The following is a 13,464-nucleotide window of genomic DNA, read 5'->3' as shown; positions in this document are numbered from 1 at the left end:
CCTTTCCATGTCAAATAAAAAAGAGACGGCAGGAGCCGTCTCTTGGTGGATGGGTATGAAATTGTTACCCCTTGAAATAGAAATTCTTTCTGAGTTTCAGGTAGCCGGTGCGGTGTATGACCACCAACTGTTCCCCCAGACTTTTCCATGTGTTGGGATGGATGGCGTAGCCCTCCTGCAGGCTGGTGGAGGTGCTGTCCGTCCTGCTGCCTGTGGTGGTGCTGATCTTCCGGTGATCCTCTTTTCCAACCAGGTCGGAGAAGTATGTCCTGGTCTCCGGATCGTTGCCGGAGAGCACCACGGTATAGGTGCAGTTGTCCAGGATCACCTTCCGCTCGTCCCGGCTGTATTCCAGATCAATGTCCGCCAGAGACTGGGTGAGGATGCAGATGTTGGCACCGTTTTTGCGGAACTTCCGCATGGGGCCGAGGATCTCCAGATGCCGCAGGCTGGCGAACTCATCCAGCGCCAGCAGGATCCGCTTGTCCCGGCTGCGGTCATAGGGCCGCTGGCCGATGTAGTCCAGCATCTGCGTTACCACGATGTTGCAAAACAGACTGTAAAACTCCTGCTTTTTGTCCGGCACCACCAGAAAGATGTGGGACGACTCCAGATCAGAGGGGGCCAGATACGGCTCGTCTGCACTGGATGGGCGGCGCAGAACACGCTCTACCTTGCTGTAATCGGCAAAGAGCTTGATGTTTTCATCCAGTGTGGACTTGGCCCCGGCGATGTTCTTTTCATTCTCCTGCGCCAGCGTCTGGATATAGCCCACAGCCCGCTGGTTTTTCTGTGCGGCGATCAGCTGAAACAGCTCCATGGGGCCGTTGGTAAAGACCACCTTCATAATTTCGCAGAAATCAAGGCCCTTGTCGTAAAACGCCACCAGAGATGCCAGCAGGATCTTCCGGGCCGTCTCCGTGAAGTAGCGCTCGGCACTGGTTGCCTTCGGCGGCAAGGGCAGAATAGAGAAAGTGAGCTGCTCCAGCAGCGCCCGCCGTTCGTCCGGATCGGACGCACGGTCTATCTCATCAAAGACATTGTAGATGACGGAATGCTCTGGATCGTCCGGCGCAAGGAGGACCTTCTTCTCTCCGGGGACATTTTTTGAGATGTCCCCGGAGATGTCGATGCAGAAGAAGGGGCCTTGCCAGACCCGGAGCGATGGGATCAGCAGGGCAGAGGTTTTCCCTTGCCCGCTGCCGCCGAAGATGGCGATGTGTCCCTCACCGTCACAGGGCAGATAGACCTTCTTCCCGCCCAGCAGTCCGAAGGTAAAGCCATTGGGCGCCTTATCTGCCGCCAGCCCGCTGCCCTTCAGTGTCTGCTGTACCCGCAGCTTCTGCTGCCGGTCGCTGCGGCCACGGTCACGCAGCAGCAGCCGCACCACAAGCGTCGCCACCAGCACCAGCGCCAGAATAGCCGCCAGCCGCCAGAGCAGGGCATCTATGTTTTCAAAAAAATCCATGCTAACCTCCTATTCCCAGCATACTGCATATCTCCTGCCAGAGCTGCTGCAGATTTTGCAGCAGCAGCTCCCGTGTGTTGTCATAGAGCAGGGCCAGCATGGCTATGGCCATCAGCGCAATGGAGACGGCGCCAAACAGCACACGGATGACGGTACCCAGCGCCTCCAGCAGCACCTGTGGCGTTCCCTTCTTTCGGACGATGACCGTGTGTTCCCGCTCCTCCTCCCGCTGCTTGGCGTCATACAGCTGCCCTACAAAGGAGGTAAGCGTCCGGGTATCCTCCGCCACCTCGTCCTCAGCCGCACGGATGTCCTCCCGGTCTCCGTTGGCTGCGTAGTAGCCGGTGAGGATCTTCTCCAGCTGGTCTTTCTGCTCTCCCGGCGACAGGGCCACATTGATGATATTTTTGATCTGCACGGCCAGCGCTGCCTTGACGATCTCATTTTTCGGGTTGTCGGTAGGCACCAGCAGGATGGGCGCTGCATGGTTGGTGCGCCAGATCCGCTTGATGACGCCTATCAATTCCTCGCCGTCGTTATAATAGGCGTCGGTATCATAGATGATGGCATCGGTGCCCTGGGCCGCCAGCAGGATGTCGTTTTCCTGCCTGCGGATATCCGGCGCTGCTGGGAGAAAGGTGACCTCCTGATGCAGACGCTGCTCCAGCGCCTCTCTCAGATGTCCCAGCTTGACCGAATCGCCCACACAGAGGATCATGCGCCGTCACCGCCTTCCTGCATCCGGGCCAGCAGCTGCTCCTCCTGCTCCAGCTGCGCCTGAAGGGCCTGCTTGCGCAGCATCATGTCCTCCAGCTCATTTTGTAGCCGTCCTTGCTTTTCCGCCATGGTGCGGAGGTTGGCGTCTATCTCCTCCTGCTGCTGGGGCGTCTTATCGGCCTTGGAGGCTTGCAGGGCCTCCAGCTTTTCATAGGCCAGGCGGAGGTCTGCGTTCTTCTCCTCCGTCTGCTGCTCCAGTTGCTGTAAGGCCAGACGGTGACCGGCAGCCTTACCCTCCACGGCGTGGATGCGGTACGCTGCGTCGGAGCGCTCCTCCAGCCGCTCCACATGGGCCATGGTGCGGTCGTCCATGTAGATGGATCTGCTGGCGCTGCCTGCCTTGACGGTCATGGCCACCTGCGCAAAGCGGCTGGAGACACCGGAGACCCGCACCACCAGCAGGTCGCCCAGATCCCGGTAAATCTTATAGAGGTAGTGGCTGTCGCCGCAGCGGAAACGGAAGGTATATCCCGGCTCTCGATTTAGAGACAGATCCTTCACCTCGAAGATGATCTCGAAGGCCCTGTCCTTCTCCGCCCAATCCCAGGAGGTGATAGTCAGGGTATATTCGCCCAGCTCCAGCTCTGTGCCGATGGGTGCGATCTCTACATCCTTGTAATGCTTCGGCATAAAAATACCGGTTGAAAAGAAAAGCAGATTGCCCAGCAGGAAGATGATGCAGAAGATCTGCAGGCCACGGACACCCCGTGGCCGTTTTTGCAGCTTCTGCCGCATGGAATCAAGCATCGTCCACCTCCTGCTCCGCATAGGGCCGGTATACGGCCCGGTCTGCCCGCAGCAGCACCACAATGGATTCCCAGTTGGCCCGGCCCTTGTTATAGCGGGAGGGCAGCACCAGATAGACGGCGCAGCACAGGGAGAAGATCATGTAGGGTACAAAAAACAGGCTGTAAATAAAGTCCTTGAGCATATAGGCAAACATCAGGTAGCCTACGATAAAATAGAGGCTGCTGAGGTTGATATGCCGGGATACTCTGGTTTTGGACTCGATTTGCGTGGTGACATTATCTGCCATGCCGCTTGTCCTCCTTTCCGTTTTTCGGTTTCCGATCCGGCTTGGGGCCGTTGTAGGCATGATACGCCTTCTCCAGCTCCAGCGCCTTCTCGTAGTTTTTCACCTGATAGAGATCTGCGCCCACAGGCGGCTGGATGGCCCGGTGCTTCCGGCCACGCACAATGGCCGTCACCTGACGGTTAAAATCCTTGCGTTCCTCGGCGGACGACTTCGGGCCGGGCGTCAGGCGCTTCACGGCCTCCGAGAAGGCCGGATTCGATACTCGTTTTTTAACTTCGGGAACTGAGTTCCCGAAGTTGGAGCCGCCAGATGTCCCCGCTGTCCCTGCATCCATGAAGTCCGTGGGGAAGGGCTGCGGCTTTGCCGGGGCCGCCTCCGTCGCTGCGGCAGCTTCGGCCCCGGCAGCGGGCGGCTCTGTCGCCTTCGGCCGGGCAGATCGGGTCTGCTCCTGCTGCTCCTGCTGCCGGGACGGCTGCTCTTGCTGTCGGGTATCCTCGTCCTCACGGTGGAAGCGCTGGTGGATGCCCTTGCCGAACTGCTCGCCGGTGGAGCCTTTGGACTGACGCTGGCGGAGGGTGGTGCCGGTGGCCGCTGCCATGGCGGTGTTCTTCACGCCACGCACCGCCTTGCCGCCCAGTCTGGCAGCGGTACGGCCTGCGGCCTTACCGGCTCCAAAGAGGGCCATGGCCCGGCCCACAGAGGAGGAAAGCCCTGCATCCATGCCAAGGATACGCTCCACCAGATTCGGGCCGTCTATGACGGCGTAGGCGATGAGCAGGCAGACGATGCCCTTTCCAATGCCGGTGATGCCGAAGGAGGTGACGAGGCCTACCATGATCTCATAGAGCTTTACGCTGAGGACGCACACGCACATGGTAAGATAAGTGTCACGGACAAAGAGCAGCGTGTTCTTCAGCTTTTCGCCGCCTCCGATATCGGCGGCAAAGAGGAAGGCCAGAAGTCGGGACACCACCAGCTCATAGGCGATGCGCACATTTTTATAGCACAGCGCCAAAAACAGCAGTGATAGGGACAGCAGCTGCAGCAGGCAGCTCCAGAAATCGAAGGAATAGCGGTAGAAAAACTGATTGCCGATGTTGGCACTGGTGAGGCCATCATAGTTTTTCCGGGCCACATCGCCGTCTGCCGTGTGGGCCAGACGGTACTTTACCCGGTTATTAAACGCTGTAGACCAGCCGTACAGGTTCTTGCCGTTTTTGGCCGTGTGCCAATCCAGCGTCTCGCAGAGGTCGATGCTGTCCATATCGTCCTGACTGGCGATCCCGACACCGTAGATGACGCCCTGTCCCGCCTTGTAGTTCAGGGCGTTGATATCACCCCGCTTGTCGATGCGGATCAGGTCAATAAGGTTACTTTCCACCAGCTCATAGGATTGGTTCACCTCCTCGCCGCCCAGGATGCCGTCCCGGAAGGCGATCACCAGATCGTTGGCGGTGGAGAATAGCCATGCAGAGGCGCTGACGGCCACGATGCCCAGCAGGATATTCCTCAGAAGGGGCGGGCGCTTCTCGTGCTGTACCAGCAGCATGATGCCCAGCCCGGCGCAGCAGAGGACGGTCAGGGCCAGCAGCACGGGCCGCAGGGTATCCAGCAGATCATTGATCTGCGGGTAATTGGTGATGTCAATCAGGCCGAAGGTCTTGGTATACAGCGTTTCTGCGACGTTTGCCACCTTGCAGACAAGGCCGGTGATGCTCCAGCTGACGCTGCGCAGTGCGTTTCCAACGATGTTATTATTCTCCAGCAGGGCGGCATTGTCCCGGTACCACTGGAGGTCGTCGGCGTCGGAATTGTCGTCGGACTCTCCCTTGTGATAGGGATCGTCCGCAGTGGGGGTCGTGGTGTTGTTTTCGCTGCCGGTCTCCGCTGCCAGAGCCGTCGTGCATGGCAGCAGACACAAAAGCGCCAGCAGCAGGTATATCACCATCTTCTTCACGGTTCGATCCTCCTTTTATCTTTTAGACCAGCCGCCGTAGCCGTAGATGCTGATCCACACGTCGATGGATTGCAGGTACGGCACCTGACTGCCTGCCACATAGCCGTCGCCTACATAGATGGCGACATGACCGGCATAGTGACCGCAGGAGGCGCAGAAGGCGCCGGAACGGTGGTCGTTTTCGTATACCTTCCCGGTGCCGGGGATGACACCGGAGAAGATCAGGGCGCCCTTGGGGATAGGGCCGTCCCGGTTGGCCATGGCTGCGCCGTGGCTGTAAGCGCAGCAGAAGCCCTCGTAGGGGAGACCGGCGTAGGTGTACACGACCTTACACCACAGCTCACAGTACCCGGCATAGCCGTTTTCAAAAGCTCCGTGCTGATTGCTCCAGCGCCGGGTCTCCGGGATGACACAGCCTGAAAAGTCCGTGTCGGTATCATCCACACCCACATAGGTGGCTTTGATGGGGGTGCGGCTCTCCGATGCGGACGCCTGACGGCCACCGAAAGCTGCCGTCACGTCGTCGGCAAAGCTGCCTGCCGCCGTGGCGACCAGCAGCAGGAAAAACACCAGAAAGCTGCTGCTGCCCAGCAGCAGCCACAGTTTCCATTTCCGCATTACCGGCCTCCTGAAAAGAGCGTCGCCTCGTAGTCTCTGCTGAGCCAGACACGGAATTGCAGCGCTCCGGCTCCGGCAATGGAGAGAACATTTTCGCCCTGCTCCAGAAAGGGGATGCTCTCCACCTGCGAGAAGGTCATGCCCTCTCCGAAGATCCTGCGGATATGCTCCTTGGCGCTGCTGTCCTGCTTGAACATGAATTTGTACTGGCACAGCTCAAAGAGGATGCGGATATTATCCGCACCGGAAAAGTCGCCCTCCGGCATATAGTCCCGGACGCTCTGGGAGGCCAGCACGATCCCGGCAAAATACTTCCGGGCCTCCCGCAGATACCGGGTCACCATGTCCAGGATCAGGGGCATGGAGGTATTCACCCAGCGGTGGCTCTCGTCGATGAGGATCAGGAACTTTGTGATGTCCTCGATAGCGTATGCGCCGCTCTCCCATTTCTCCTTCTCAGGGCCGCCCACGGCAATGGCGTTGTCCCAGCACAGGGACACCAGATTCTGCATCTGGGCCGTAAACACATTGCCCAGCTCCTTGATGGTGGAGATGTCAAAGGTGACGATCTTCTCACCGGTGATGTCGGATATGGTGGTGTGTCCGTCAAAGAGCCTGCCATAGTTGCTGCAGAGATTCTCCACGGCACCCAGCAGGATCTGCAGGTTCCGGGCCTGCTCCACATGGATGGCCGTCTCCACCTCCGTCTCGGCTGCCTTGTCCTGCTGCGCCACAAAGGTGATGTAGCCCTGTAAAAACTCCCGGAACTGAGAGAGGGTGGGGTAGTCCGTTGCGGCCCGGCCTGTGACGGAGCTGCCGTCTGCGGGTACCAGATCAAAGCCTGCGTAAAACTCCCGCAGGTAGTTGGCCAGCTCCTGCAGGAGCTGGTCTGACATGGACGGATTGATGCAGCGGAAGAACGCCTGCAGCTTGGAGATATGCCTGGCATAGGAGGCGTAGTCGTCCTCACCGGAGCGCAGGATCTCCAGCGGGTTCAGCATCCCATCTGAGCCGGAGCAGCGGATGATCTTGCCGCCGAACTCCAGCGTAAGGGCGGAAAACTCTCCGGACACGTCAAAGCAGCGGATATAATTCCCGATGCTGGCGTTCTGCTTGAATAGCTTCTTCAGCAGCGTAGACTTGCCGCTGCCCATATCGCCGCAGACGGCGGCGTTATAGTGCTTCCTCTTGACCGTTTTGGAAAAGAGATCGAATACCACGGCACCGCCCATGTCCGTAAAGCCCAGCAGCGCTCCCTGCTCATCCAGCAGGTCACTGTAATCAAAAGGATATCCCTCCGCCAGCTGCCGGGCCGTAAGGGACAGGCCCTTCATGGTCACGGGCTTGGCGTGTGTGACGGCGAACGGCTCGTAAAGAGACTGCCATTCCGTTTTCTGTTCCCCCAACAGGACGGTGTTCTTATAGCCGGAGGCGTCCAGATTGTCCTGCAGCTCCTTCGTCTTTTCCTCCAGCTCCGCCAGCATCTGGGCCTGCAGGAAGATCCGGAAGTCGCAGATCTTCATCACCTCGCCCATGCGTTCCAGCTCGTCATAGAGCTGCTGCAGCTCCGCCTGCCGCTTCTGGGCGTCATAGAGTGCGTTGTAGTCCTTGGCGTCGTAGGCTCTGGCGCCCTCCTCACCGATGGAGCGGTTGATGCTGCGCTTCACGGCGGCCATGTCCTCCGTGGCCACATCGAAGGAACAGATGCAGCCGCTGACGGTGAAGATCCTCGTCAGCCAGTGCCTGTCCAGTGTGTTGGGCAGGCCGTAGATATGCAGGCAGCGGCAGTAGCCGTCTCCCATACGGGTATAGGACGGATCTGCAAAGGTGATCCCGCCGTGTGGCTGGATCTGCTGAAAGAGCCGTGCGTCCACGGCCTGAGCTTTGGCCGTTTTCTTGCTCATCCTTCCTCCTCCATAAAGCCCGGTGCGGAGTCATCGTCCCCGTCCGGGTAGATATCGATGATGGTGTTCATGTTGGCCAGCTTCTCCAGCACTTTGGCCTTTTGCCTGGCGTCTATCTCCTCCACCAGCGGCTGGTAGCCGGTGGCGGCGTATTTTCGGATCATGTCATGGTTCTTGCGGAGCGTATCCGCATCCTTGCCCCAATAGGCAAGATAGAAATGCTGGGAGCTGATATTGGTCTCGGCCACCTCCAGCTCACGGATCTGCCGCTCCAGCCAGCGGATGCGGGTCTCGTCTCCGGCCTGCCGTGCGTGGTGCAGCAGCACTGCCTTCTGTCGCTCCAGCGAAAGCGGAAACCTCATGCTCAGGAATTTCAGATCGCAGCCTACGGTTTTCAGCACCTTGGTAAACTGATAGATCTCCAGCTCCAGCTCATCCTCCGCAATGTTCTGGAGGTCTCTGGGGACGAGCCGGAGAAGATCCAGATATGAGCTGTCTGCCAGCAGGAATGCGCCCACAGACGGCTCCCAGCTCCGCACGGGGAGTATGTCCAGGCATGTCTTTATGACGGCATTTTTCTCTTTTTTCTTCATACTTACACCTCCGCAATTTTTCAGTGAGCCTACCTTCGGGCACCGAGTGCCCGAAGGTAAAGGAGACAGGAGGCAGGGCCGCAGCCCCGCCTCCTGCCACGCTGTCAGGAAAACCACTCCATAAGCATATTGCCCAGTGAAGATGCGCCAAAGACCAAAGCGCAGCCGATGACGATGTTCTTCATGACCTCCTTAAACTTTGACCGTCCTTCGGCGCCTCCGGTGATGACGCCGATGCCCAGCACCACCAGTGCAAGGATCGTCAGCGCTGCCGCCACCTTCTGAAGTGCCGGTACGATCTCATACAGTCCTGCAACCAAACCATCCATAATTAAACCTCACTTTCTTCGTCCGTTTTCTTGTTGTTCTTCTTCCGCAGCATAAAGATCAGGGCCGCAGCGGCCAGCGCCACCACCAGTACCCCAGCGCCCACCTTCAAGATGGTCTCCAGCGCACTTCCAGTATCCTGAATGGTGTAGGTGGCAACGGCCTCCATTTCGTACAGGCCGTCCGGGTACTGACTGTCCGTGTAGGTGATTTCCGCCGTGTACTCCGGTTCCGTCTGATAGGTGGCCGTCCAGACCGGGGTCTGGCGTGTGCCGGTATAGATGGCCATGCGGGTATAGTTATCACCCTCCTGCTGGAAATCGCCGTCCCAGCTGCCGCCCGTCAGTGTGTAGCTGCTGCCGCTCAGGCCCAGGTACGCCGTCATCACGGCCTGCCAGCCGTCCCATAGGGGGGCGTCGCCTACTGTGACCACAGTATCACCAATGGCATACAGCCTGCTGGCGGGATTGGAGGTCTGAAACACAGCCGGAGCGGAAAATGCCTCCGTCTTTGTACCGGCTGTCACCGATGCCAGCGGCAGGCGGACGCCGTCCACCGTCAGGCTCTGCGGCACCTCCGACTCCGATGCGTATTCCTGCATCACCGTCCGGCTCTCGCCGGTGGCCCATGTGGGGGTCTGCGCCGTCAGGGTGCGGCTGGTGCCGTCTACCGTCTCGGTGATTTGCTTCGGGTAGTCGCCGGGATCTCCGGTGACGATGGTGCGTACCACCGTCACCGGCTCCCGATGCGCCTTCATCTCATACTCGACGCTTGTCAGGGTATAGGTCTTGCCGCCCTCCTCCACCGTCTCCGGGACGGTGTAGTGGGGGTTTTCCTGCGTGGCCGACTCAAAGGGATAGCTGCGTGTCACCGTGGTGTCTGCCGCCATGGCCACATTGGGCATGGCGCACAGCAGCACCAGCAAGCCAGTCAGCAGAAGCTCTTTCACTTTCAATGGGATTCCCTCCTTCGATAGATTTTTGTAGGAAAAGGAGCGGGTGTGTACCCGCTCCTTGCTCTGTATCAGCTGTGCCGTTTTCGCCGCAGCAGATAAGTCAGGCCCGCAGCGGACAGCAGCAGGCCAAGCACGGCGACGGTAACGCCGCTGTCGCCGGTCTTAACGCTGCCGCCGTCAAAAACGGGCTTGTCCTTGATAGTGATAATGCCGATGGCGGGTTTAATATCCACCGTTTGCCCCCTGTCTTGCGGATTGGCGTGAATGGCGACCTCATGCCCATCCATCTGAATACTTTCAAAGACTACCAACGCTTTGCCACCCAACAGGGCCGTGTCGATGGTGAACTCCAACTCCACGGTGCCATTGGGTTCCGTGGGAGTAAAGATAGCGGTGGCCGTCACAGGCTTTCCGCCCTGCTCCAGAGCCTTGCCGGTGGATTTATCCATCACTGTACCGGTGATAACATATTCCTTGCCGGGGATAAGGTTGGTGTACCCCACTACATCTTTAAGAACATAGGTTTTGCCGGATACCACATTCTTTTTGCCATCGATGGTGGCGGTGGTGTGGATCTCCGGCCAGTGGACAGTCTGGCCCTCGTCGTCGATGTCAGCGTGAACTGCCAGTTCCTTACCTTCCTTGCTCAGCGATTCAAAAACAACGGTGGTCTTACCCGCCAGCAGGGAGGCATCCACGGTAAACTCCACCGTCACCGTGCCGTCTGGCTCGGCGGGGGTAAAGGTGATGCTGGTAGTGATCTCCTTTCCGTCCTGTATCAGCACTTTTCCGGTGGACTTATCCATGAGTTTACCGGTGACGGTGTATTCCTTGCCAGGAATCAGGTGCTTATAGCTGACCACATCGGAGATGGTCTGCGTCCCCGCTGCCTTGGCGATATGCTCTCCGTTTACAGTAGCAGTGGTGTGGAGGATGGGGATCTCCTCGTCTTCCATTGAAAAGGCTGAATCGCTGACTACGCTGCCCACGGTGACGGACATATCCTCTGCCACAAACCAGCCCTCCGGGGCTGCTGTTTCATGCAACGTATAGGTTGCGCCAATAGGCAGGTGGTAGATCACATGGGGCGTGTCTCCGCTGACCCATTCATCCACCACATGGCCGTCCCTATCAAGCAACTGCAAAGTAGCGCCGATGACAAAATTTCCCTGATAGTCTACCTTGGACAGATGCAGCTCTGTGGGAAGATCTGTCATGGTGATGGTCTGCACCTCGGCGGTGTCCTGTACAATGAAGGTCACGTCATCCGCCAGCAGCCAGCCCTCCGGGGCCGCTGCCTCATGCAGCGTGTACTCCGCTCCGATGGGCAGACCGTACAGCGTATGGGGAGTATTCTCCGTCACCCACTGGGCGGCCACATTGCCGTCCTTATCCAGCAGCTGCAGGGTAGCGCCGGGAACGAAGTTCCCCTGATAGTCTACCTTGGCTACACTGATCTGGGTGGGGCTGTTGGGGGCCGTCAGGGTAATTACGGTGAGGCCATCCTCCTGTGCTGCATTTTCAGGCAGCACATCAAAGAGGAAGGGCTTGTCCGCCAGCACATAGCCGCTGGGTGCCACTACCTCCACAGCCTGATAGCCTCGGCCATACTCCAGCTCACAGGGCAGTTTCATAACGCCGCTGCCGTCTGTGTACCAGGTATCTGCGCCCCACCATTCCAGTTTCTGGCCCTGAGGGGCGATAATCTGGAAGCCGATGCCAGCTGCGGGGATGGCCTCGCCGGTGATAGCGTCCACCTTCACCACCTTCAGGTAGCTGTAGAACCGCTCGTTGTTGATGATATAGCTGTAGGTCTTTCCGTTCTCGTCGATTTTTACGGTGAAGGGTTCCATCAGCCTGCTGCCCTCCCAGCCAGAGGTCTGCTCCACAGTATAGAGGCCGTAGGGCAGGTCGGGAGAGACGGCGAAGCCGTCCTTATCGATGGTGAGCTGCGCTCTGGCATTTGCAGGGGCAGCGTCATAGCTCCCGGCAGAGGCGAGGTAGATGTTGAAGGTGGCACCCACCTCCGGGGTCTCCACCTTGGTGGTGCCGGTATCCGTGTGCTTCACGATTTGGATACGGCCCGTGACCACCTGCTCCGATACCGTGGGGGCATTGTAGCTGTTGACAGCCTCCAGTGTTCCGTCGGGCGTGATGTTACGGACATACACAGTGGGGTCGATCAGGTAGCCCTCCGGTGCCTTAGTCTCTTGAATCAGCAGCGTACCGATGGGGAGGGTGATTTGTCCCATACTGTTATAAAACAAATCATCTCCGGACACTTTGAGGGATTCGTCCATAATACGAATCCGCCCCTTTTCATTGGTCTTGAAAGCCCAAGTGCGGGTAGGCGCACCGCTGGCCTCGGTCTCCGCTGCGGTGGCATACTGCCCGTCATAGTACCGGAAGGTAAATTCTGCACCGGCCAGCGACGCATCGCCGCTGGACACCTATGCCGATAGGTAAGGCTTTGATCTCTCGCCGCCTTTTCCCCCGGCCCACACCCGGCGTACACCTTTCAGCGTACCGGGCGTTCCATCATATCTGAAATAAAATTGACACAAAAAATGCCGACCTGCTAAAGTCGGCGAAGTTGACAGGAAACGGATATCCTGTTACAATATTTGACAAGAGTGCTGCACGAACGGCAGGCGGTTGGCTACACCACCCGAAAGGGGGTGAGGCTTATGCCGATAACTTTGACCTTACATATCCTTGGATTTGTAATTACGATCAAGGTTAAAAGCGAAAACCGCCACTCTGCCAAGTGACGGTTTTCATAGCTTTGCTATAATTCTGTAACTTTCCGCAGAGCCAACCGCTTGTCGCAGCACTCTTTCTATGCTTATCTTACCACACGGGCAGAAAATGTCAAGTGTGGTTTTTCTTTTTTAGGGTGCCTTGGTCGCACCACAGGAGCAGATATAGTAGTCTATCTCTTGATGCTCACCAACCTTGACTTGCCGCCCCTCGGAACGCCATTGGTCACTCTCGCCTCGATCCAGATGATAGTCACTATGTTCAATTAGTTGAGCATTAGACCATCCTGTCATATCTTGACCACAGGTAACGCAGTAGCTGATTTCACGCATCTCGTAATCTTCGACCGTCTTATACACCGGCTCCCAGCTGTGCTGGTGTACCGGCGTAGGATCGGGCGCTACCGGGGTGCTGCTGCCACTGTTGCCGGAATCGGAGGAGCTGTCACTGCTTCCACCGGAAGAATTGCCAGAACTTCCGCTGGAGGAGTTGGAGGATCCGATGGAACTGCTGCCGGAATCAGGATCGCTGCCATCGGCAGGCTTTGCATCCGTCTTAACATCCGTTTTGGTGTCCGCTTCGGGCTTGCTCTCGGCGGCCTTGCTGGGGAGGGCTTTCAGCTGCTGGGCGGCAAGAACCAGCTTGCCGCTGCCGTCCACCACATTGCCGTCTTTGTCCAGTGTGTAGCCGGTGACGGCCTTGCCGTCCTTGTCCACTACGGTATCCTTGCCGTCTACAGTGGAAATATACAGCTCCGGTGTGACCATCGAATCGGCCTTATTGTCTGCTTTCTTGCCGCAGGCCACCATGGTCAGCACCATGGCAATGGCCAACATAAGCGCAAAAATTTTCCTCATAGGGGCCTCCTTTCTGTCCTGGAAGGGTGTTTCTAATCATAGCATAGTTTCCTAAAAAGTGCAAATGAGGTACAAAGTTTGTGTCAATTTTGTTAGTTTCAGATGTGACTGGCGCCTGTTGCTCCATCCCCATTACAGAGACTTCCTCGCTCGTGACGCCGCTCTCGCAGCTTATCTGCCTCATGGAGTGAGTAGCTATGCAGACAAACTGT

12 protein-coding genes are annotated in these 13,464 nt (G+C 57.9%); all 12 read right to left on the bottom strand.

Annotated elements, in window-relative coordinates; translation table 11 throughout:
- Positions 1-64: 64 nt before the first annotated feature.
- Entirely contained in the window at positions 65-1,468 is a 1,404-nt protein-coding gene (locus KJS28_RS05535; protein ID WP_213542079.1) for a type IV secretory system conjugative DNA transfer family protein, read from the bottom strand.
- A 1-nt stretch (position 1,469) separates the two neighbouring features.
- Positions 1,470-2,186 (bottom strand): hypothetical protein, encoded by a 717-nt coding sequence (locus tag KJS28_RS05530; RefSeq protein ID WP_213542078.1) that lies wholly within the window; start codon positions 2,184-2,186, stop codon positions 1,470-1,472.
- Positions 2,183-2,992: a hypothetical protein gene (locus KJS28_RS05525; protein WP_213542077.1), complete on the bottom strand. Its 810-nt coding sequence runs from the start codon at positions 2,990-2,992 to the stop codon at positions 2,183-2,185. The genes KJS28_RS05530 and KJS28_RS05525 overlap by 4 nt, the downstream gene beginning before the upstream one ends.
- Positions 2,985-3,281 carry a DUF5592 family protein gene (locus KJS28_RS05520; protein WP_213542076.1) on the bottom strand — a complete coding sequence of 99 codons (297 nt, stop codon included), beginning with the start codon at positions 3,279-3,281 and terminating at the stop codon, positions 2,985-2,987. Before KJS28_RS05520 ends, KJS28_RS05525 begins: the two co-directional genes overlap by 8 nt.
- Entirely contained in the window at positions 3,271-5,229 is a 1,959-nt protein-coding gene (locus KJS28_RS05515; RefSeq protein ID WP_407701756.1) for a pLS20_p028 family conjugation system transmembrane protein, read from the bottom strand. Before KJS28_RS05515 ends, KJS28_RS05520 begins: the two co-directional genes overlap by 11 nt.
- 24 nt (positions 5,230-5,253) lie before the next feature.
- The gene (locus KJS28_RS05510) at positions 5,254-5,856 is read right to left on the bottom strand and encodes a hypothetical protein (RefSeq protein ID WP_213542074.1); all 603 of its coding nucleotides are present in this window, start codon (positions 5,854-5,856) and stop codon (positions 5,254-5,256) included.
- Entirely contained in the window at positions 5,856-7,760 is a 1,905-nt protein-coding gene (locus KJS28_RS05505) for a VirB4 family type IV secretion system protein (protein WP_213542073.1), read from the bottom strand. Before KJS28_RS05505 ends, KJS28_RS05510 begins: the two co-directional genes overlap by 1 nt.
- Complete coding sequence (locus KJS28_RS05500; protein WP_213542072.1) at positions 7,757-8,353, bottom strand: TraC-like domain-containing protein; 597 nt, start codon at positions 8,351-8,353, stop codon at positions 7,757-7,759. Before KJS28_RS05500 ends, KJS28_RS05505 begins: the two co-directional genes overlap by 4 nt.
- Positions 8,354-8,457: 104 nt before the next feature.
- On the bottom strand, positions 8,458-8,682 hold the full coding sequence (locus KJS28_RS05495; protein WP_213542071.1) for a TrbC/VirB2 family protein: 225 nt from the start codon (positions 8,680-8,682) through the stop codon (positions 8,458-8,460).
- A 2-nt stretch (positions 8,683-8,684) separates the two neighbouring features.
- Positions 8,685-9,635, bottom strand: a complete 951-nt coding sequence (locus KJS28_RS05490; protein WP_213542070.1) for a hypothetical protein — start codon at positions 9,633-9,635, stop codon at positions 8,685-8,687.
- Positions 9,636-9,703: 68 nt separating this feature from the next.
- Positions 9,704-12,085, bottom strand: a complete 2,382-nt coding sequence (locus tag KJS28_RS05485; RefSeq protein ID WP_213542069.1) for a VaFE repeat-containing surface-anchored protein — start codon at positions 12,083-12,085, stop codon at positions 9,704-9,706.
- A gap of 441 nt (positions 12,086-12,526) precedes the next feature.
- A complete protein-coding gene (locus tag KJS28_RS05480; RefSeq protein WP_213542068.1) occupies positions 12,527-13,252 on the bottom strand; it encodes a hypothetical protein in 726 nt (241 codons plus the stop codon).
- Positions 13,253-13,464 lie beyond the last annotated feature (212 nt).

Source organism: Vescimonas coprocola, assembly GCF_018408575.1.
Lineage (GTDB): Bacteria > Bacillota > Clostridia > Oscillospirales > Oscillospiraceae > Vescimonas > Vescimonas coprocola.
This window is presented reverse-complemented; position numbering and strand designations above follow the sequence as displayed.